The sequence below is a fragment of the Micromonospora sp. NPDC007271 genome, from assembly GCF_040634005.1.
Classification (GTDB): domain Bacteria; phylum Actinomycetota; class Actinomycetes; order Mycobacteriales; family Micromonosporaceae; genus Micromonospora.
Window position 1 is genome coordinate 41967 of record NZ_JBEYER010000010.1, and the last position, 19848, is coordinate 61814.

The window sequence follows — 19848 nt, forward strand, 5'->3', positions numbered from 1 at the left end:
GGTGAGCATAGCCACGGAAGTGACGTTGCGCACGCCCCCAGTGCAACCCGAACCGGTGGCGCTCACCGGGTCGCGAAGATCTGGTCGCTGATCAGGCGGGCCGCGCCGACCGGGCCGGCCTCGTCGCCGAGGTCGGAGAGGACGATCGGCATGCTGCCGGTGGCCAGCGGCGCCGAGCGCCGGTAGACCACGCCGCGGATCTCGGCGAGCAGGACCGGGCCGATGCCGGGGGCCGCGCCGCCGATGATCACGATGCCCGGGTTGACGAAGCTCACCAGCCCGACCAGCACCTGGCCGAGCCGGCGGGCGCCGTCCCGGACCAGCGTCTGGGCGGTCGGATCGCCGCCGGTCGCGGCCCCGGCCACGTCGGCGATGGTGAGGGTGCCGGCCGCGGCCAGCCGGTCGCCGAGCGCCGCCGAGCGCCCGGCCCGCGCGGCGGTCACCGCCTGCCGCACCAGGGCGGCGTCCCCGCAGTACGCCTCGACGCAGCCGGTGTTGCCGCAGACGCACAGCGGCCCGTCCTCGGCCAGCTGGAGGTGCCCGATGTCGCCGGCCCCGCTGGTCGCGCCCCGGTACAGTGCCCCGCCGAGCACCAGCCCACAGCCGATCGCGTTGCCCAGCTTGACGTAGAGAAAGTCGTCGAACGCCCGGCCGGTGCCGGCGTGCTGCTCGCCCAGGGCCATCACGTTGGCGTCGTTGTCGACCTGCACCGGGCAGCCCAGCTCCGCCGCGATGGTGTCCCGGACCGGGAACTGGCGCCAGCCGGGCAGCGCCGGCGGGGAGACGGGGGTGCCGTCCCGGACCGCGACCGGCGCGGGCAGGGCCACTCCGACCCCGGTCAACCGGGCCGGCCCGGCCTCGACCCGTAGCTTGGCGAGGAGCTCGATCGCGCGCCCCACCACCGCCTCCGGCCCGAGGCGCACGTCGATCGGCTCCGCGTGCCGGGCGAGGACGCTCAACTCCCCGTCGGTGAGGGCGACGTCGAGCTGCCCCTCGCCGACGATCACCGCGCCGAACCGGACCTGTCCGGCGATCCGGAGCAGCGACGAGCGGCGGCCGCCCCGGGACGCGGCGGGCCCCGCGACCTCCACCAGGCCCTGCGCGGCGAGCCGCTCCACCTCCACGCCGAACCGGGCCCGGGGCAGGCCCAGGGCATCGGTCAGCTCCACCCTCGAGCGGGGGCCGTCGTCGCGCAGCAGGCGCAGCAGCCGCGCCTGGTCCACGTTCTCCGGTCCGATCATCGTCATGTGCGAACACCTCCCTTCGGAATGTGCCATACCGTCGTCACCGCCGTGTCACGCGAGGGGGCCGCCCCCGGTAACCGGGAGCGGCCCCTGCGGTGGGTCGGGTCCGTCAGCCCCGCAGACCCGACATGTGCTGGTAGCTGATCTCCGCGTAGCGCAGCGACCGGCCCGGGTCGGCGGCGCCGCCCGGTGCGTTGTCCTGCTCCCACATCGGGTTGTGGTAGCCCTTCGCGCCCATGTTGGCGAAGAAGGTGCCGTAGTCGATGTCGCCCTGGCCGAGCGGCACCATGTCGTACCCGTTGGTGGTGGCCGGGTTGAACGCGCCGTCCTTGGCGTGGAACAGCGGGAAGCGCTTGGTCCGGGCCGCCACCGTGGCCAGCGGGTCGAAGATGTTCGTCTGGGTGACACCGTCCGGGTCGGTGTAGCTGCGGTACCGGTGCTGCGCCACGTGCGCCCAGTAGATGTCCATCTCGAACCAGACCCACTCGGGGTTGGTCAGCCCGAAGAAGTACTCCAGCTTCCGGACGCCGGAGGACCGCGTCGGCCGGCCCAACCCGTCCAGCGGCCCGCTGTCCAGCAGGAAGTTGTACGCCGCGTCGTGGTTGTGGGTGTAGAGCTTGAGCCCACGTGCGGCGGCCATCTCACCGAAGGTGTTCCACCGGTCCGCGGCGGCGTCCCAGTCCGCCTTGTAGTTGCTGCCGGTCGGGTCGCTGCCGGTGCCGATGTGCGTCATGCCGAGGATCTCGGCGGTGTCGAGCGTCTGCTCGAACTGGGCGATGGTGGCCGGGGTGACGGTGCCCGGGACGGAGGCGTGCGAGCCGTTGGCGCGCAGCCCGTTGTCGTCGAGGACCTGGCGAATCTCCTGCGGCGTGATCTGGCGGCCGAGGATCGAGGAGTGCTGGGTGTACCCGGCGAACTCGACCTCCTTGTAGCCGATCTCGGCGAGCCGGGCGAGCACCCGCTCGAACCCGTACGGCACGCCGGTGTCGTCCGGGGCGGCGCTGATCCGGTCGCGGACGCTGTAGAGGATGATGCCCCGCTTGCCGGTGGGGACGAGCACGCCGTTGCCGGCGAAGGCGGCCGACGGCGCGAGGCCGGCAGCGCCGGCGGCGACGGCGCCGGCGGCCCCGGCGATGGTGCCGAGTACGCGGCGACGGCTCATCCCGTGTGTGCTGTTGTTCATTTCCTGACTGCCTTTCTCAGGTGATGGATGGTGTTGGGGAGTGGGGCCGGGTGGGGCCGCCCGGTGGACGGCCCCACCCGGGCGTCACGGGGTGACGCCGATGCCCTGGCCGTTGAACTGGACCCAGTTGAGGTTGCCGAAGCCGCTGGTCGGCCCGCCCGGGACGGTGGTGAAGACCAGGTAGAGCTTGTGCGTGCCGCCCGGGTCGGTGACCGGCACGGTGGTGCTGGTGAAGGCGTTGTTGCCGCTGGTCGCGTTGACCGTGGCGCTGGTCAGCAGCGGGCCGGTGGGGGAGTCCAGCCGGAACTGGACGCCGAACCGGGGCTGCCCGGCGGTGGCCGCGCTGCCACCGGAGGTGCGCAGCGTGACCGACTGCATGTTCTTCAGGTTGACGGTGTTGTTGATCGCGATCCAGTCACCCGAGTCGAGGCTGCCGCGCTGCTGTCCGCCGCCGGTGTCGGCGGTGGTGGCGACGGTCGTGCCGGACTCCTCCTGGGCGAACTCCACCTGCTGCAGCTTGTCCTGGATGATCTGCTGGCCCACCGTGGTCAGCGCCGGTTGCCCGTTGGCGCCCTTGTCGGTGTACGACGCGCTGACGACGCCGTAGATGTAGCCGCCGTGCGAGGCGTCGTCCGCCTCCGTGGGCAGCACGCCCGAGCAGCCGAACTGGTTGGCCTCACCGTGCCCGTGGCTGTCGTGGCCGAGGACGAAGGTCACCTCGACCTTGCTGCAGTCGATCGGCCCGTCCTCCGGGTCGGTGACGGTGACCGACCACGGAATGTCGTCGCCCCAGCTGAAGAAGCCGCCCTCGAGCGGGGTGTTGACCGTGACGGTCGGCGCGGTGTTGCCGACGGTGATCGTGGTGTTCGCCGACGCCGTCTTGCCGCTGGAATCGGTCACCGTCAGGCGGGCGGTGTAGACCCCGTTGGTGGTGTACGTGAACGACGGGTTCGGGTCGATCGAGTCGGTGGTGCCGTTGCCGTCGAAGTCCCAGGCGAACCTGATCGAGTCGCCCGGGTCCGGGTCCTTCGAGCCCTCGCTGGAGAAAGCGACAGTCAGCGGCGCGCGGCCGTTGGTCGGGGTCGCGTTCAGCACGGCGGTAGGTGCCCGCAGGCCCTTGACGTAGCTGAACTTCAGCATGGCCGCGTCCGGGTTGATGTTGAAGAAGCCGTCGCCGTAGGTCAGCAGGTAGAAGTTGCCGTCGGCACCCCAGCGCATGTCCATCGGGTTGTCGCAGAGGAACGGCTTGGCCGGGGTGGTGGGTGCCTGCCCGCAGTTCAACACGTTGTTGATCTTCAGGATGTCACCCTGGTCGTCCAGCCGGATCTCCTTGAGGGTGTCCCGGGTGAACTCGCCGAAGAAGATGGCGTCGTCGTAGTACTCGGGGAACTTCGTCTCCGACCTCAGCTCCGGGTCGTAGTCGTACTTCGCCGCACCGTGCGGGCCGACACCACCGGTGCCCAGCTCCGGGAAGAGCACCGGGCAGGTCTGCGTCGGAGTCGACAGGTAGGACTCCGGGCAGGGGGTCGGCGCCTGGAACGAGTACCACAGCTCAGACTTCTCCACCTTCGGCAGGTCGGTCAGGCCCGTGTTGTGCCGGGAGGTGTTCTTCGGCGCCGCGCAGTCGAACGGCGCGACCGGCGAGATGGGGCTCGTGGTCCAGTTCATCTCGATGTACGGCAGGTTCGGCTGCACGCACATCGGCCAGCCGTAGTTCGCCGGCTTGTCGACCACCATCATCCGGCCGGTGCCCGCCGGCCCGCGCCCGACCTGGGCAGTGGAGGAGTCGGGGGAGTAGTCGGTGATGTAGGCGACGTCGTTCTTGTCGAGGGTGATCCGGAACGGGTTCCGGAAGCCCATCGCGTAGATCTCCGGCCGGGTCTTCGCCGTGCCGGCCGGGAACAGGTTGCCCGTCGGCACCGTGTACGACCCGTCGGCGCCGACCGTGATCCGGAGGATCTTGCCGCGCAGGTCGTTGGTGTTGGCCGAGCTGCGCCGGGCGTCCACGAAGGGCGCCTGGTAGACGCCGGTGGCGCTGACCGAGTCGTTGTGCGGCGAGAAGCCACCGGAACCGCCGCCACCGGCCGGGGTGTCGTCCCCGGTGACCAGCCAGAGGTTGTTCTTCGAGTCGAACGCGATGTCACCGGCCACGTGGCAGCAGGCGCCTCGGTCGACCGGCACCTGCATGATCTTCTGCTCGCTGCTCAGGTCGAGCGACGGCGTCTCCCCGTCGACGAACTTGTACCGGGAGAGCTGGAAGTAGCCCTGCCACACGTCCCAGGCGTGCGGGTCGGTGCTGGTGGTCGGCGCGGCCCCGGTGGGGGTGTCCAGTGGGGGCGCGTAGTACAGGTAGACCCACTTGTTGGTGGCGAAGTCGTTGTCGATCGCCGGGCCGTACATCCCGTCCTCGCTGTGGGTGTAGACCGGGATCTGGGCCAGCACGGTGGTCTGGTTGGTCTCCGGGTTGTGCAGCCGTACGCCGCCGCGCCGGTCGGTCTGGAGCACCCGGCCGTCGGGGAGCACGTCGAAGCCGATCGGCTCGTTGACGTTGGGCTGCGCCCCGATGACCGTCATCTGGTAGTTGGCCAGCACGGTCGCGCCGCAGTCGCCGTCGGTCACCCCGGCCGCCCACTGGATCGCCCCGCCCAGGTGGGCCCGCAGGTCCACGGTGCTGTAGCTCTCCGGGGTGGCGCCGAGTCCGGTGTAGAACGATCGGCCGCCCTGGTAGTCCTTGCACCAGGTGACCGGGTGGTCGAAGCCCATGGTGCCGCCGGTGTACGTCTTCTCGTCCACCGTGGCCAGCACGTGTGAGACGCCTCGGACGTTGGCCGCGAAGTTGTACCACCGGTCGGTGGTGCTCCACCGCTGCGGCAGCGTCTTCGAGGCCGGGTGGACCCGGTCGGCGACGGTGACGGTGCCCTTGCTGGTGGCCGACGGCGCGCCGGTGGCCCGGGTGCCCAGCAGGTCGGTCAGGAAGGACCAGTTCGGGTTGGCCTCGATGGCGGAGTGGACGCCGACGAAGCCGCCGCCGTCGCGGTAGTACTGCTCGAACGCCGACTGCTGGGCGTCGTTGAGCACGTCGCCTGCGGTGTTCAGGAACACCACGGCGCGGAACTGCTTCAGGTGCGGCTCGTCGAACTTGCGGGCGTCGTTGGTGACCTCGACGGTGAAGCGCCGCTCTTGCCCGAGTTGCTGGATGGCCTGCACGCCGGCGGCGGTGGCGGCGTTGTTGCCGCTGGCCGACCGGGTGAAGACGAGCACCTTGTACTGCATGCCGTTGCTGTTGGGTGCCGGGGCGTTGAGCACCGGCGCGGCTTGCGCCGGGGTCGGAGCCTGCTCCGCCGTCGCGACGAGCGTCGCGCCGACGAGGGCGAGCAGACTGAGGTGGGTGGCGGCCCTGCGGCCGAAGGGTCTGCGCATCGAACCTCGCTCTGGTCGGGCGGGTCCGCCTCAGCGCGGGACGAAGCTGAGGAGGTCGCTGGTGTGGTGACAAGAGCCTGGCCAGGTTCTACGCGAGACGATATTTGCGTACGCGACCAAAGAGAAGAGGCCGAAGCCAAAAGTTTTCTATGAATCGCTTCGACTTTTGTTCAGGATCAGCAAAAGGGGGGCGGTTGGGTCCCGTCCGGACAGGAGACAGCGGACCGGTCGCCCTGTCGGTGACCGGCCCGCTGCTCGGGTGGCGTCAGAGGTTGCTGGTGCCGCTCGTGCCGGACGACTTCTGGCTCGAGCCGCTGCTCGAGCCCGTGCCGCTCGAACCGGACTTGGCGCCGGCGGTGGCCGGCGTGCCGGCGAACGGCTTGTCGGCCTGGGTCAGCCCCTGCTTGCTGCCGTTGCCGCTGGTCAGCTTCTCACCGAGCTTGGTCTGCCCCAGCTTGTCCTTGCCCTCGGCGTACAGCCGGTTCGCCTGGGCCTGCGCGACACCCGCCGCCTCCTGGACGGTCGGGTGGTCGAGCACCTTGCGACCCCGGACCATCAGCTCCTCGTACTTCTCCCGGCCGGCACGGGCGCCCAGGACGAATCCCGCAGCCAGCCCGCCAAGAAACATGATCTTTCCGCGCATGGCGGCTCCTTCCGTTCCTGACGCGCCGCCGTTCCCGACCGGGGGCTCCCCGGCGGGACCGACCATCTCGCGCCTGCGTCCTCTGTCGGCGGCTAACTACCCATCTTGCTCTTCGCTCATGCCTCCATGGGCCTGGAACCGGATTTGTCCGAATTACGGGTTGTGGTCAGCGTGCTGCGGGGATGTCGCGGGGGTCGCAACCCGTCCGGTAACCCCCTGGCGCACCACCCCCCAATGTCCTGTACTCTTGTCCCCGTCGCACGGCGCGGAGAGATCCGGCAGCCGGGCGGTGCACGGTCCCCTGTAGCTCAATTGGCAGAGCAGCCGGCTGTTAACCGGCAGGTTATTGGTTCGAGTCCAATCGGGGGAGCTTCACTCCAAATCAGCGCCCGTCGGCCCAGGCCGCCGGGCGTTTCTCGTGGTTCCGGCCCGTCCGGTCACTTCCTGGGCTGGTCGACTACAACTGGGCCGGCATCCCGGCAGCGCCCGGTTTCGACCACCAGATGCCGTTTCGCCCGGCAGGATGGGGCATGTCGACTCGCGCTCACGCCGCGTCGGCTGATGCGTCGGGCCGAGGACGGGTGGAGATGGCCGGGGGACGGAGCCGCCGGACGGCGACGCTGGTCGCGGTGGCGGTCGTGCTGGGCTGGCTGCTCGTCGGCGCGATCGCCGGACCGTACGCCGGCCGGCTCGGCGACGTCGCCACCAACGACAACGCCGCCTTCCTCCCCGCGAACGCCGAGGCGACCCGGGCGCAGGACCTCTCCGCCGGCTTCGTCACCCGGCAGACCACCCCGGCCCTGGTCGTCTACGAGCGCACCTCGGGCATCACCCCGGCCGACCGGCAGCGGGTCGCGGCCGACATCGCCCGCTTCGCCCAGGTGCCCGGCGTGGTCAGCCCGCTCCCGCCGCCGATCGCCAGCCAGGACGGGCAGGCCGTGCAGGTGATCGTCCCGATCGACAGCACCGAGGGCGAGCGGATCAGCCAGGTCGTCACCCAACTGCGGGACGCCGCCGGCACCGACCGGGACGGGTTGACCGTGGACGCGGCCGGTCCGGCGGGCCTGCTCGCCGACCTGATCGAGGTCTTCGCCGCCATCGACGGGCCGCTGCTGCTGGTCACCCTGGTCGTGGTGCTGGTCATCCTGCTGATCGTCTACCGAAGCCCGGTGCTCTGGATCTTTCCGCTGCTCGCCGCCGGCACGTCGTACGCGCTGGCCGCGCTCCTCGTCTACCACCTGGCCAGCAGCGGGCTCGTCCAGCTGAACGGGCAGGCGCAGGGCATCCTCACCGTGCTCGTCTTCGGCGCCGGCACCGACTACGCGCTGCTGCTGATCGCCCGCTACCGGGAGGAACTGCACCGGCACGACCGGCCCTGGCCCGCGATGCGGGCCGCCTGGCGGGGCGCCGCCCCGGCGATCATCGCCTCCGGCGTCACCGTCATCGTCAGCCTGCTCTGCCTGCTCCTGTCCAGCCTCAACTCCAACCGGGCGCTCGGCCCGGTCGCCGCCGTCGGCATCGCCGCGACCCTCCTGGTGATGCTCACCTTCCTGCCCGCGCTGCTGCTGCTCGGTGGACGATGGGTGTTCTGGCCCCGGCGCCCCCGGTTCGACTGCGCCGACCCGCAGACCGAGCACGGCATCTGGGGCCGGATCGCCCGCTTCGTCGCCCGCCGGGCCCGGCCGGTCTGGCTGGTCACCGCCGTCGTGCTCGCGCTGCTCACCCTGGGGCTCACCCAGCTCGGCGTCACCACCCTCGGCCAGTCGCAGCTGTTCACCAACCGCACCGAATCGGTCGCCGGGCAGGAGGTCATCGCCCGGCACTACCCGGCCGGCACCGGCAGCCCGGCCATGATCTTCACCAACCAGGCCGCCGCACGGCAGGTCGCCCAGGTGGCCCAGGGCGTACCGGGGGTGTCCGCCGTCCGGCCGGTCACCGCGGCGGGACCGGGCGTACCGGGGGCAGCCGAGGCGAACGCGCCGCCGAAGGTGGTCGACGGGCGGGTGCAGCTGGAGGCCACCCTCGCCGACCCGCCGGACGGCCACGCCGCCGAGCGGACCATCCGCGACCTGCGCGAGGCGGTGCACCGGGTACCCGGCGCGGGCGCCGTGGTCGGCGGCTTCACGGCCGTCGACGTGGACACCGCCGACGCCGCCGCCCGGGACCGCAACGTCATCATCCCGGTGGTGCTGCTGGTCATCGCGGTCATCCTGGCGCTGTTGCTGCGCGCCCTGGTCGCCCCGCTCCTGCTGATCGCCACCGTGGTGCTGTCGTTCCTGGCCACGCTCGGCCTGTGCGGGGTGATCTTCCGGTTCCTGCTCGACTTTCCCGGCGTCGACCAGGCGTTCCCGCTCTTCGCGTTCGTCTTCCTGGTCGCCCTCGGCATCGACTACAACATCTTCCTGATGAGCCGGGTCCGCGAGGAGTCCCTCCGGCGGGGTACCCGGGCCGGCGTGCGCGCCGGCCTCGCCGTCACCGGCGGCGTGATCACTTCCGCCGGCATCGTGCTCGCCGCGACCTTCTCCGCGCTCGCCGTGCTGCCCCTGGTGGTGCTGGTCGAGCTGGGCGTGGCGGTCGCCGTCGGGGTGCTGCTCGACACCATCGTCGTCCGGTCGCTGCTGGTGCCCGCGCTCGCGTACGACCTCGGGCCGGCCATCTGGTGGCCCAGCCGGCTGGCCCGCGCCGTCCGCGACGGCGACCGGACCGGGTCGGCGGTGCACCGTGCCCGTTGACACGGACGTCGTCATCGTCGGCGGCGGACTGGCCGCCGCCCCAGCGGCCGGCGGACCGCCGGTGCCGTTCTCGCCGCGCTCCGCCGCAGGTGGGACGGTCCACCCGAGCCGGACGGGGGAACCATGACCAGTTCGTGATCACCTATCATCCCCGCCATGCCCGTACACCTCCCGGCGGTCGATGCCGACCCGGCCGCCGCCTTTCCCGAGGTCAACGCCATGCGGGCGGCGCTCGCCGCGCGCGACTGGCTCGGGGTACGGCAGCTCCTCGACCCCCGCGACTGGGCCTGGCGCTCGCTGCTGGTGAATGCGGTCGACGACGTCGACGGGGTCGACCAGTTCCTCCGCCAGGTGCTCGCCCGGCAACCGGACGACACCGTCGCCGCGACGATGCTCGCCGCGTACCTCGTCGGTGCCGGCTGGAAGATCCGCACCGCGCAGCGGGCCGAGTACGTCAGCCGGGAGCAGTTCGACCGGTTCCACGAGCACCTGCGCCAGGCCGAGCAGCTCCTCATCGACGTCTGCGCCCGCGAGCCGGGCAACGTCCTGGCCTGGCAGGAACGGCTCAACACCGCCCGCGGCCTGGGACTCGGGCAGGCCGAGGCCCGCCGCCGCTACGACCGGCTGGCCCGGTACGCGCCGCACCAGCTGAGCGCGCAGTCGACCCTGCTCCAGCAGCTCTGCCCGAAGTGGGGCGGGACCTGGGAGGCAGCCTTCGCGTTCGCCCGCGAGCGGGCGCTCGCCGCCCCGGAGGGCGCGCAGAACGCCGTCCTGCTGGCCGACGCGCACTTCGAGCGCTTCTGCTCGCTCGACTCCGACGGCGAGCGGGCCGCGTACGCGCAGGACCCGCGGGTGGTGCACGACATCTGGACCGCCGCCCAACGGTCGGTGCTGCACCCGGGCTTCCGGCACGAACCCGGCTGGGTCGCCACCCGCTCGGTCTTCGCCTACTGGTTCGGCCTGATCGGGCAGTGGGCCGCCGCGGCAGCCCAGTTCGCCGCGCTGGGTCACCTGGCCAGTGAGTACCCCTGGTCGTACCTGGACGGGACCGCGACACTCGACCAGTTCCGCATCGAGGCGTACGCGAAGGGTGGCCAGCGGTGATCCGGCAGCTCGACATCGACGGCGTGCCCACGTTGCTCGCCCCCACCGCCGGTCCGATGCGCGCCGGGCTCACCTTCCGGGTGGGTATCGCCGACGAGACCCTGGCCCGCAGCGGCATCACCCACCTGCTGGAGCACCTGGCCCTCGCCCCGCTCGGGCTCACCGACCACCACTTCAACGGGGCCACCACGCCCACCTTCACCTCGTTCTACACGCAGGGCTCCGAGCAGGACGTCGTCCAGTTCCTCGCCGCCGTGTGCCGGAACCTGCACGACCTGCCGATGTCCCGGTTGGAGGTGGAGAAGGAAATCCTCCGTACCGAACGGAGCAGCCGCGGGGTCGGACCCCTCGACGCGCTGCCGCTGTGGCGGCACGGTGCCCGCGACCACGGCCTCACCAGCTACGCCGAGCTGGGGCTGCCCGCGCTCACCGAACACGATCTGCGGCACTGGGCGGCCCGCTGGTTCACCCGGGAGAACGCGGTGTTCTGGATCGCCGGAAACCAGGTGCCGGCCGGGCTGCGGCTGGCGCTGCCGCCCGGCGTACGGCAGCCGCTGCCCCGGATGTCCTCGGCGCTGCCGCACACCCCGGCGTACTTCGTCAACGGCGCGCGGGCCGTGGTGCTGGACGCCGTCGTGCGGCGCCGGACCGCCGCGGGCGTCTTCGCCGGGCTGCTGGAGCGCGAGCTGTTCCGCTCGCTGCGCCAGGAGGACGGCCTCTCCTACACCGTCACCGCCGGGTACCAGCCGTGCGGCGACCGGGCCAGCCTGCACGCCCTCGCCGACGCGCTGCCCGAGAAGCAGGACGCGGTGCTCGGCGGGTTCATCGACGTGCTGGCCAAGCTGCGCGTCGGCCGGATCGAGCAGGCCGACCTGGACGCCACCGTGGCCCGGCGGGAGGAGATCCTCAGCGAGGTCGAGGTGCACGCCGCCCGACTGCCCGGCCTGGCGCGGGACGTGCTCACCGGCCACCCGACCAGCACGGTCGACGAGCTGCGCGCCGAGCTCAAGGCCGTCACCCCCGCCGATCTGCACCAGGTCGCCCAGGAGGTCACCGCCACCGCGCTGCTCATGGTGCCCGAGGGCAACACCGCCGACTGGGCCGGCTTCACCGCGGCGCCCACCGCCTCCAGCCACATCATCGCCGGCACCGAATACCGGGAACGCGAGGGCGACAGCGTGCTGCACGTCGGCGTCGAGGGGGTCAGCCAGCTCGTGCCCGGGGCGGTGGCCACCGTCCGGTACGCCGAGTGCGCCGCCCTGCTCGCCTGGCCCGACGGTGCCCGCCGGCTGATCGGCTACGACGGCATCACGGTGCACATCGAGCCGACCCTGATCGACCTGCACCCGGCGGCGGTCGGCGTCATCGACCAGCAGGTGCCCGCCGACCGCCGGGTGCCGATGCCGCCCCGGCCGCCGGAACGGATTCCCCAGCCGTACGTCGGGGCCGGTGGCCACCCGTCCGTGGGCTGGCCGCAGCAGGTCACGCCGCCGCCCGCCGCCCGCAGCTGGTGGGAGATCCCGCTGATGGTGCTCAGCGGTCTCGCGGCGCTCGGCGTCGGCGGGTTCACCCTGCTGCTCACCCTCGCCATGCTGTTCCCCGACGAACCGGATCCCGACGACGGTTTCCTCTGGGGCATGGTCGTGGCGGGCTGGCTGCTCACTGTTATTCTCGCGTTGCCCATCGTGCTGTTGCGGCGGCGGCGGCGACGCTGAGCGTCGTGGTAGCCGGTGATCGACCGGGCGGGTTAGGATCCGGCGCGGTAATGGGGCGGTAGCTCAGCCGGTTAGAGCAGGGGACTCATAATCCCTCGGTCGCGGGTTCGAGTCCCGCCCGCCCCACCACGTAAAACCCCTGGTCAGCCAGGGTTACGACGACTCGGACGAACTGCGCCAAGAGCCGGACCTGTCCCCTCGGTCCGCACCGAGTCCGCAGCAGCACGGGTCGCCGCCCGGTCAAGGCGGCCCGCAGAGCGGGGCGTGCCGGGCGGCCCCGGCCTGCTGGCGACCAGGCCGACAGCCTGCGCCAGGCGCACAGGTACTTCCCTTCGGACATCAAGGGCGGTTGATACACTCCGCGCCCATGGGGAAGCGCTACCCAGCGGCGGCCCTGGCCCTGTCCCTCGCGGCGCTTCTCACCGCCTGTACCGGCGGTGCCTCGCGCGAGGAGCAGATGGAGTACCTGCGCAAGATGGCTCAGCGTGGGGCCGACATGCACGCCGTGCAGGCGTCCCCAGGCGATCTGGAAGAGTGCTATTCCGCGTACGAACACCTCTACGGAGGGCTTCACGGCCACGACGCGCCCCACGTCGGGAACTACGAGGAAAAGGTCGCCTTGCTGAAGAGAGGCGAGGGGCTGTTCCTCGAGAGCTGCGCGAACGGCACGCCGTCGCCGGTGTCCGCGCAGAGTGAGCCCGCCAGCCCTTCCGCCCCACCGGCATCCCGGGCGACTACGTGAGCATCCCGTCGGTGTGTCGGGTCGCTCAGTTGTCTGACGGCGGCTGACCGGCGAGGCCCGGCGCCCACGATGACCTCGCAGCGTCGCCCCGAACCCGCCCCTCCTCAGAGCCGCCGATCTGCGAGCGCCTACGTGTCGTTGTGGCTGCTCTCGATCAGCGCAGCGCGACACCGCTCGACCTCCTCGGCGACCTTTCCCAGGTACCAGCGCATGACCTCGTAGGGAATGACGCGCTCGCTGTCGGGGTGAACGACGATCGTCGGCTGCCGAATCAGATCCTCGTCCGGCACGACCGCCGTGAGGAGGGCCGCGCCAGGTAGATGAGTTTCGGCGTCGGGGCTGCTGGCCCAGGCCGGTGGAGCCGGTACAGCCTCGCTCAGTTCCACATACCAGGCGTCGTCAGGCACGGCGTACGTGAACAGCACCGCGTATCGCGTCCCGGCGTGTTCCAACTGCTCCCATGGCACACTCCCAGGCTGTCACGCTGACGATCCGATCGGGCGCCCGCACCCGCCGCGTCAGCTGCTCACCCTTCTCCTGCCCGTTCTCGCCGGAACTGCGCCTTGAGCTGCTCGCGCCGCAGATGGTCGGCCATCCGCCACGCCGCCATGTCGGTTTCCGACCGCCGGCTGACCTCCGCGTGTGCGTCGAAGCCCGGTTCCAACTCCTCGACGTGGCGTGCCGCCTGCTCCATCGGCATCCCGTCGGCGAGCAGGTGCAGCAGCACGTCCCCGGGGTAGCGAAGACCGCCAGGGACGTCGTCCCCGTGCGTCACGGTCAGCTCACCGTCGGACCGCCGCAGGGAAACGCGGTACTGATCGCCCACTCGCTCGATGCGTACGCCGACGGTCGGCAGGTCAGATCCCGGGTACACCACCGGGCCAGCGTAGGGGTGCTTGCGCGAAGCCGGTCGCACGCGCCTGCCGTGGCCCCGCGTTCGAACCTTCAGCCGAGACCGCGGTGGGCGGCCCACAGCTCGCCGGCGCGGCTGGCGGCCTCGGCGACCAGGGCCGCGAGCTCGGGCCGGTCGGGAACGGGGAACGAGACGTACGTGCCGCGACCGCCGCCGGTCGGTCGGCCGTACGCCTTCGCCGCGAGCCGGCCGTCGGGGAGCAGCCGGACGTTGAGCGTGGTCAGCGTGAACTCCTCACCACGTCGAGTGTCGGTCCAGCGAAGCCCTTCCGGAACCGTGACGTTGATCGCCAGGGCGCTCACGTTGACGGCTTCGTCGCTGCTCATGGATGCATGTTCTCACGCGAGTCGCTGGCCATACCTCGCGGAGCTGCCCGCCCCCGCCCCCGCCCCCGCCCCCGCCCCCGCCCGCGCCCGCGCCCGCGATCTTGCAGTTGCTGTCGGGGGATCGCGGCTTTCACACCTTTTGCGGGGGCATGAAGTGCAAGATCGCGCAGCCGTGGGGGTGGGGGTGGGGGGGGTGGGTATGGGGGCTCAGGCGGCGGAGCGGTGTGGGCGGGAGGATCGGGGGCCATGATGATGCGTACCTTGCTTGGCGGGCTGCTTCTGGCGGCGGTGACGGTCGGCACCTGGCTCGCCTGGCTGAGCTGGAACACCGGCTACCGGGTCGACCCGGAGACCGGCGCGACCAGCGGCCCGTACGCGGTGTGGCAGGTGGCCGGGTGTGTGCTCACGCTCGCCGTGGTCGCCGCCGCCGGTGGGTGGTGGCTCAACCCGTGGCTGGTCGCGCCGGTGATGGCGGTCGCCTTCACGGTTCCGTGGGCCCTGCAGGCCGCGTCGAACGACGCCAGCGGGCTGTGGACGGTGGGCGCGGTGTCGGTGCTGGTCGGTACGGCTGCCGGCAGCGCAGTGGTCAGCCTGGGTGCCCACCTGCTCCGCCGGCGACTGACCGGCTCGTGATCCGGCACCCGCCGCGGCCCCTGCCCGCACCGGCCCAGGCCGGTGCGTCCGCTCTACCGCCACCCGCCAATCACCTCGACTGAGCGGAGAACGACGAGGGGCCCCGCCGAACCGGCGGGGCCCCTCGTGGTCGTGGGTGCTCAGGAGAGCGTCTTCAGGTGGTCCGGGTTGGCCTTCAGCCACTCCTCGACGGCCTTCTGCTCGTCCCCCTTGTGGGTGTTGAACATCAGGTCCTCGAGGGAGGCGAGCTGCTCGCTGTCCATCTTGAACTTCTCCAGCATCTTCGCGACCTCGGGGAAGTCCTTGCCGAAGCCCTTCCGGGCGAAGGTGTTGATCTGCTCGGCCTGGCCCAGGGTGCCCTTCGGGTCGGCCAGGTCCTTCAACTCGTACTTCGCGTACGCCCAGTGCGGGTGCCAGAGGGTGACCACGATCGGCTTCTTCGCGGCGATCGCGCCGTCGAGCGCGGCCAGCATGGCCGGGGTGGAGGAGGTCTTCAGCTTCATCTTGCCGTCCAGGCCGTACTCGGGCAGCACCTTCTCCTGGGTGGCCTTGGTGAGGCCGGCGCCCGGCTCGATGCCGATGACCTGCCCGCCGAAGGTGCCGGCCGTGGCGGCCAGGTCCTCGAGCGAGTCGACGCCCTCGACGTACTTCGGCACGGCGATGCTCAGGCTGGCGTCGTCGTACCAGACGCCGAGCTTCTCCAGCTTGTCGCCGTACTTCTCCAGGTACGAGGCGTGGGTCTGGGGCAGCCAGCCGTCCAGGAACAGGTCGATGTCGCCGTTGGCGAGCCCGCCGTAGACGAGACCGGCCTCCAGGTTCTTGAGCTGGACCTGGTAGCCCTTCTCCTCCAAAATGTGCCGCCACAGGTGGGAGGCGGCGATCGCCTCGTCCCAGGCCATGTAGCCGATGGTGATCTTCTGCTTGCCGGTGCCGGACCCACCGTCCGACTTCTCGCCGCAGGCGGCGGCACCGCCCAGGGCCAGGGTGGCGGCCACCGCAAGGGCGAGGACACGCTTCATGGTGCTGAACACGGATTTCCCTTCCTGATTCAAAGCGGCCGGCAGACCCGCGTACGCGGGATCAGGGGTGCCGGCGGGGAGGGCGACAGTCAGGCGGCCTGCCGCGCGAGGCGCTGGGCCCGCGCGGACGGGAACCGGTCGCCCACGGAGTCGGTGAGCCGGTCGAGCACCACGGCGAGGACCACGACGGCGATGCCGCCCTCGAAGCCGCTGCCCACCTCGACCTGGGAGAGAGCAAACATGATCACGTCCCCGAGGCCACCTGCGCCGACCATCCCGGCGATGACCACCATGGACAGGGCCAGCATGATCACCTGGTTGACGCCGGTCATGATCGTCGGCAGGGCCAGGGGCACCTTGGTGCGGAGCAGCACCATCCACGGCGGTGCACCGAACGACTCCGCGGCCTGGACGATCTCCTTGTCCACCTGACGCAGGCCGAGCTCGGTCAGGCGTACGCCGGGCGGCATGCTGAACACCAGCGTGGCCAGCACGCCGGGCACGGTGCCGATGCCGAAGAAGAAGATCGCCGGGATCAGGTAGACGAACGCCGGCATGGTCTGCATGAGGTCCAGCACCGGCCGGGCCACGGCGGACGCCCGCCGGTTCTCCGCGATGAAGACACCGAGCGGGATCGCCAGCACCAGGGCGAGCACGCTGGCCACGAGCACCTGGGCGAGGGTGCTCATGGTCTCCTCCCAGTACGGCATCCCGGCCACCAGGCCGAGCCCGACGGCGGTGCCGAGCCCGAACTTCCAGCCGCGCAGCCACCAGCCGAGCGCGGCGAAGACCAGCACGACCGCCACCGCCGGTACGCCGGTGAGCAGGCTCTCGAGCGGGCGGACCAGGGCCTCGACCGTGGCCGCGACCGCCTCGAAGACCGGGCCGAGGGTACGGGTGGCCCAGTCGACGGCGGACTCGGTCCAGGTGCCGAGCGGCAGCCGCGGCAGCCAGGAGTCGAGCGGGGACTGCGCCGTGCTCATGCCGGCTCTCCCTTCGCGGCGACCAGTTCGACCTCGGACTGCGCCGGTTCGACCTCGGACTGTGCCGGCCGGTCCGTCGCCTGTGCCACGTGGGACACGGCCTCCGGAGTCGCGCTGGCCAGCGCGCTGAGCAGGGTGATCCGGGGGATCACCCCGGCCAGCCGGCCCCGGTCGTCGAGGACGGCGACCGGGTGCTGGCTCTCCGCGCAGTCGGCGAAGAGGTCGGCCACCGCCGTGTCCGTGCTGACCGTGCGGACCCGCTCGGTCGAGACGTACCCGTCGAGGTTCTGCCGGCCCTCGCGCAGCGCCCGCAGCACCTCGTCCTCGGTGACCGTGCCGAGGAACCGCTTCATCGGCCCGGTCACGTAGACCACCGAGGTCTGGCTCTCCCGCAGCACCTTGGCGGCCACTCGGGGGCCGGCGTTGACGTCGAGGACGTGGTGCGGCTTCTCCATCACCGACGAGGCGGTGAGAATCCGGGTCCGGTCGACGTCGGCGACGAACTGCGCCACGTAGTCGTTGGCCGGGTCGGTGAGGATCTCCTCGGCGGTGCCGATCTGGACGATCCGGCCGTCCCGCATCACCGCGATCCGGTCGCCGAGCCGCATGGCCTCGTTCAGGTCGTGGGTGATGAAGACGATGGTCTTGCCCAGCTCGGCCTGGAGTTCCAGGAGCTGGTCCTGGACCTCCCGGCGGATCAGCGGATCCAGCGCCGAGAACGCCTCGTCCATCAGCAGGATGTCGGTGCCGGCCGCGAGCGCTCGGGCCAGCCCGACCCGCTGCCGCATCCCGCCGGACAGGTCGTGGGGGAGGTGGTCCGCCCACTCCTCGAGCCCGACCATGCGCAGCGCCTCGAGGGCGCGCTCGCGCCGCTCGGCCCTGGGTAGGCCGGCCACCTCGAGGGCGTAGCCCGCGTTCTCCAGCACCGTCCGATGTGGCATGAGCGCGAAGTGCTGGAAGACCATGCTGATCTTTTCCCGCCGCAGCTTGCGCAGCGCGGCGGGCTTGAGCGTGGTGAGTTCCACCCCATCGACCTGCACGCTGCCCCTGGTGGGGCGCAGCAGGCCGTTCAGCATCCGGATGAGGGTCGACTTGCCGGAGCCGGAGAGGCCCATCACGACGAAGATCTCGCCGGGGCGTACCTCGAAGTTCGCGTCGATCACGGCGGCCGTGGCCGGCAGTCCGGCCAGCGCCTCCGCACGGGGCGCGCCGGAGGCGAGGCGCCTCAGGGCCTCATCGGTTCGACTGCCGAATATTTTATAGAGGGACTTCACTGTGAGTGCGGGCACGATCCTCTCTCCGATGAATACCGCTGGCGGACCGCACCATCGGTGGCCATCTTTGCGTCTCGTCCGTCGATATCGACATCAGCCACATCAGCCCGGCCAACCGGGACGGACGAGAAACCTACCTACGTCATCGCCGCAAAGCCAGCCGCAACCGGGGGGTCTGTGGAATTAACCACAAAAAATTGCACCCGCGCAACCTTGAATTCGGTCGTTCGTACGCACGGTGAACAGGCAGATGCAGGCGTCGGTGGCGGGCGCGTCCGCTGCCGCCGTTCGTCCCCGAATATGACAACACTGATAGAGAACCGTCATCCGGCGGTGATTTTCCGTCATGCGATCGTCATATTCGGCTCGGCTCTTCCGTCCCATCGTCCGTGCGGTTGCGCAATCTGGCCGGGCGCCTCCTGCGAAAATCGCGCGACACGGCTCGGTGGGTCGCCGGCGCGGCCGGGACGCGCGAGGGTATCCAGGGCGGCGCGGACCACCGTCGGGTGCGGGCCGGCCGGGCCCCGATTCGCCCGGCCCGGCCGGCGCGCGACGGGGCCGGCCGCCGAACCCCCCTCGGCGGCCGGCCCCCGCGGGGGCCGGCGGGCCCCTCTCCGCGCCGGCCCCAGGGCCGGTGGACCCCTCCACTCACCGGCCCGGGCAGGTCAGTCAGTACGCCAACGCCGCCGGGCGGCCCAGCAGCCGGGCTGCGTTGTTGCCCAGCCAGCCCTCCGCTGCCGCGGCGTGCTGGGCGAAGGTGTGGATGTCCCGGAAGCGGCGCTGGATCGGGGACGAGTCGCGGGCCGCGCCACCACCGGCCGCCCGGTAGCAGGTGTCCACGGCGGCGATGGCCTGCTCGGTCACCCAGGGCAGCGACGCCGAGATGGTCGGGTGCAGCGCGGGGATCCGCTCCGGGGCCTGCGCGCACGCCGTCCAGAGGTCGTCGGCGAGCGTGGCCAGCAGCGCCCGCGCGGCGCGGACGCTCAGTTCGGCCCGGCCGAGCTGCACCCGGAAGGCGGGGGAGTCGGCGAGCGGCTGCCGGGCGTAGAGCCGCTGCCGGCCGTCGCCGAGCAGCGCGATCATGTCGTCCAGCGCGCCCTGCGCGATGCCGACCGCCACGGCGCCCAGGTGCAGCACGAAGTGCACCAGCGGCGCCACGAACCCCGGCCCGGGTACGCACGGCGTGCCGGTGAACAGGTCGAAACTCTCCTCCGCCGGGCAGAACGCCGACTCGACCAGCACGTCGTGGCTGCCGGTGCCGCGCAGGCCGAGCACGTGCCAGGTGTCCACCACCGTCACCCGTTCGGCCGGGAAGAGCATCGACCGGGTCTCCGGCGGCTGCCCGTCCGTCCCGGGGATCGGCTGGCCATCGGCGGTGACCAGGCAGTTGCCGAAGATCCAGTCGGCGTGCCGGGAACCGCTGGCGAACGCCCAGCGACCGGTCACCTGGAATCCGCCGTCGGCCAGCTCGGCCCGGCCCTGCGGAGCGAAGCCGCCGGCCACCACCACGTCCGGCCCGGCGGCGTAGAACTTGTCGAACCGGTGGCGGGGAAGCATCGCCAGCAGGTGCGGGGTCTCCGCACCGATCATCACGGTCCAGCCGGTCGAGCCGTCCGCCCGAGCCAGGGTCTCCAGCACCGCCATCCCGGTGCGCAGGTCCACCTCGTACCCGCCGTGGCTACGGGGCACGAACATCCGGAAGCCGCCGGCGTCGCGCAGCCGGTCGCGCAGGTCGGCCGGCAGTTCCCGGGCCTGCTCGATCTCCGCGGCCCGCGCGGTCAGCTCCGGGGTCAGCTCGCGTACGGCGGTCAGCAGGTCGGAACGGTGGTCCATGGCGGCCTCCTCGGTCTCGGTGTGGCCGATCCACGGTGGGGTGTCCGCCGTCCCGGCTGCCAGGGACATCGACACCGACCGGCC

Annotated in this window: 16 protein-coding genes and 2 tRNA genes; 7 read left to right on the forward strand and 11 right to left on the reverse strand. The window is 71.5% G+C overall.

Annotated elements, in window-relative coordinates:
• Window positions 1-62: 62 nt before the first annotated feature.
• The 4 genes from ABZ570_RS05970 to ABZ570_RS05985 form a co-directional block, all read right to left on the reverse strand.
• Entirely contained in the window at window positions 63-1247 is a 1185-nt protein-coding gene (locus ABZ570_RS05970; RefSeq protein WP_358057467.1) for an ROK family transcriptional regulator, read from the reverse strand.
• Between the two features lie 106 nt (window positions 1248-1353).
• Window positions 1354-2427, reverse strand: a complete 1074-nt coding sequence (locus tag ABZ570_RS05975) for a sugar phosphate isomerase/epimerase family protein (protein WP_358057470.1) — start codon at window positions 2425-2427, stop codon at window positions 1354-1356.
• Window positions 2428-2511: 84 nt separating this feature from the next.
• Entirely contained in the window at window positions 2512-5847 is a 3336-nt protein-coding gene (locus ABZ570_RS05980; protein ID WP_358057473.1) for a ThuA domain-containing protein, read from the reverse strand.
• Between the two features lie 265 nt (window positions 5848-6112).
• The gene (locus tag ABZ570_RS05985; RefSeq protein WP_358057476.1) at window positions 6113-6490 is read right to left on the reverse strand and encodes a hypothetical protein; all 378 of its coding nucleotides are present in this window, start codon (window positions 6488-6490) and stop codon (window positions 6113-6115) included.
• 297 nt (window positions 6491-6787) lie between these two features.
• On the opposite strand from ABZ570_RS05985, the gene ABZ570_RS05990 reads away from it, so the two are divergent.
• From ABZ570_RS05990 to ABZ570_RS06015, 6 genes are all read left to right on the forward strand, one after another.
• Window positions 6788-6860: transfer RNA gene (locus ABZ570_RS05990), tRNA-Asn, on the forward strand.
• 217 nt (window positions 6861-7077) lie between these two features.
• On the forward strand, window positions 7078-9222 hold the full coding sequence (locus ABZ570_RS05995) for an MMPL family transporter (RefSeq protein ID WP_358057479.1): 2145 nt from the start codon (window positions 7078-7080) through the stop codon (window positions 9220-9222).
• A gap of 156 nt (window positions 9223-9378) precedes the next feature.
• A complete protein-coding gene (locus tag ABZ570_RS06000) occupies window positions 9379-10326 on the forward strand; it encodes a hypothetical protein (protein WP_358057482.1) in 948 nt (315 codons plus the stop codon).
• Window positions 10323-12041 (forward strand): insulinase family protein, encoded by a 1719-nt coding sequence (locus ABZ570_RS06005; protein ID WP_358057485.1) that lies wholly within the window; start codon window positions 10323-10325, stop codon window positions 12039-12041. The genes ABZ570_RS06000 and ABZ570_RS06005 overlap by 4 nt, the downstream gene beginning before the upstream one ends.
• Window positions 12042-12093: 52 nt before the next feature.
• Window positions 12094-12170 (forward strand) — tRNA-Ile (locus tag ABZ570_RS06010).
• A 238-nt stretch (window positions 12171-12408) separates the two neighbouring features.
• The gene (locus ABZ570_RS06015) at window positions 12409-12783 is read left to right on the forward strand and encodes a hypothetical protein (RefSeq protein WP_358057488.1); all 375 of its coding nucleotides are present in this window, start codon (window positions 12409-12411) and stop codon (window positions 12781-12783) included.
• Window positions 12784-12911: 128 nt separating this feature from the next.
• Here ABZ570_RS06015 and ABZ570_RS06020 read toward each other — a convergent pair whose 3' ends face one another.
• The 3 genes from ABZ570_RS06020 to ABZ570_RS06030 form a co-directional block, all read right to left on the reverse strand.
• Window positions 12912-13250: a hypothetical protein gene (locus ABZ570_RS06020; protein ID WP_358057491.1), complete on the reverse strand. Its 339-nt coding sequence runs from the start codon at window positions 13248-13250 to the stop codon at window positions 12912-12914.
• A 59-nt stretch (window positions 13251-13309) separates the two neighbouring features.
• Entirely contained in the window at window positions 13310-13660 is a 351-nt protein-coding gene (locus ABZ570_RS06025; RefSeq protein WP_358057494.1) for a hypothetical protein, read from the reverse strand.
• A 68-nt stretch (window positions 13661-13728) separates the two neighbouring features.
• Entirely contained in the window at window positions 13729-14022 is a 294-nt protein-coding gene (locus ABZ570_RS06030) for a hypothetical protein (protein ID WP_358057497.1), read from the reverse strand.
• Between the two features lie 246 nt (window positions 14023-14268).
• On the opposite strand from ABZ570_RS06030, the gene ABZ570_RS06035 reads away from it, so the two are divergent.
• Window positions 14269-14655, forward strand: a complete 387-nt coding sequence (locus ABZ570_RS06035; protein WP_358057500.1) for a hypothetical protein — start codon at window positions 14269-14271, stop codon at window positions 14653-14655.
• Window positions 14656-14795: 140 nt separating this feature from the next.
• Here the strand turns inward: ABZ570_RS06035 and ABZ570_RS06040 are convergent, their stop codons facing one another.
• From ABZ570_RS06040 to ABZ570_RS06055, 4 genes are all read right to left on the reverse strand, one after another.
• Window positions 14796-15674 carry a glycine betaine ABC transporter substrate-binding protein gene (locus tag ABZ570_RS06040; RefSeq protein ID WP_358057602.1) on the reverse strand — a complete coding sequence of 293 codons (879 nt, stop codon included), beginning with the start codon at window positions 15672-15674 and terminating at the stop codon, window positions 14796-14798.
• An 89-nt stretch (window positions 15675-15763) separates the two neighbouring features.
• Window positions 15764-16657, reverse strand: coding sequence for an ABC transporter permease subunit (locus ABZ570_RS06045; protein ID WP_358057503.1), 894 nt, complete (start codon window positions 16655-16657; stop codon window positions 15764-15766).
• Window positions 16654-17946 carry a glycine betaine/L-proline ABC transporter ATP-binding protein gene (locus ABZ570_RS06050; RefSeq protein WP_358057506.1) on the reverse strand — a complete coding sequence of 431 codons (1293 nt, stop codon included), beginning with the start codon at window positions 17944-17946 and terminating at the stop codon, window positions 16654-16656. The genes ABZ570_RS06045 and ABZ570_RS06050 overlap by 4 nt, the downstream gene beginning before the upstream one ends.
• Window positions 17947-18600: 654 nt before the next feature.
• Window positions 18601-19764 (reverse strand): acyl-CoA dehydrogenase family protein, encoded by a 1164-nt coding sequence (locus tag ABZ570_RS06055; RefSeq protein ID WP_358057509.1) that lies wholly within the window; start codon window positions 19762-19764, stop codon window positions 18601-18603.
• Window positions 19765-19848: the final 84 nt, after the last annotated feature.

Bases quoted from the DNA above. Each gene is read 5' to 3' on its own strand.
- ABZ570_RS05970 (WP_358057467.1), bottom strand. From the start codon at position 1,247: ATGACGATGATCGGACCGGAGAACGTGGACCAGGCGCGGCTGCTGCGC.
- ABZ570_RS05975 (WP_358057470.1), bottom strand. From the start codon at position 2,427: ATGAACAACAGCACACACGGGATGAGCCGTCGCCGCGTACTCGGCACC.
- ABZ570_RS05980 (WP_358057473.1), bottom strand. From the start codon at position 5,847: ATGCGCAGACCCTTCGGCCGCAGGGCCGCCACCCACCTCAGTCTGCTC.
- ABZ570_RS05985 (WP_358057476.1), bottom strand. From the start codon at position 6,490: ATGCGCGGAAAGATCATGTTTCTTGGCGGGCTGGCTGCGGGATTCGTC.
- ABZ570_RS05995 (WP_358057479.1), top strand. From the start codon at position 7,078: ATGGCCGGGGGACGGAGCCGCCGGACGGCGACGCTGGTCGCGGTGGCG.
- ABZ570_RS06000 (WP_358057482.1), top strand. From the start codon at position 9,379: ATGCCCGTACACCTCCCGGCGGTCGATGCCGACCCGGCCGCCGCCTTT.
- ABZ570_RS06015 (WP_358057488.1), top strand. From the start codon at position 12,409: ATGGGGAAGCGCTACCCAGCGGCGGCCCTGGCCCTGTCCCTCGCGGCG.
- ABZ570_RS06030 (WP_358057497.1), bottom strand. From the start codon at position 14,022: ATGAGCAGCGACGAAGCCGTCAACGTGAGCGCCCTGGCGATCAACGTC.
- ABZ570_RS06035 (WP_358057500.1), top strand. From the start codon at position 14,269: ATGATGATGCGTACCTTGCTTGGCGGGCTGCTTCTGGCGGCGGTGACG.
- ABZ570_RS06040 (WP_358057602.1), bottom strand. From the start codon at position 15,674: ATGAAGCGTGTCCTCGCCCTTGCGGTGGCCGCCACCCTGGCCCTGGGC.
- ABZ570_RS06045 (WP_358057503.1), bottom strand. From the start codon at position 16,657: ATGAGCACGGCGCAGTCCCCGCTCGACTCCTGGCTGCCGCGGCTGCCG.
- ABZ570_RS06055 (WP_358057509.1), bottom strand. From the start codon at position 19,764: ATGGACCACCGTTCCGACCTGCTGACCGCCGTACGCGAGCTGACCCCG.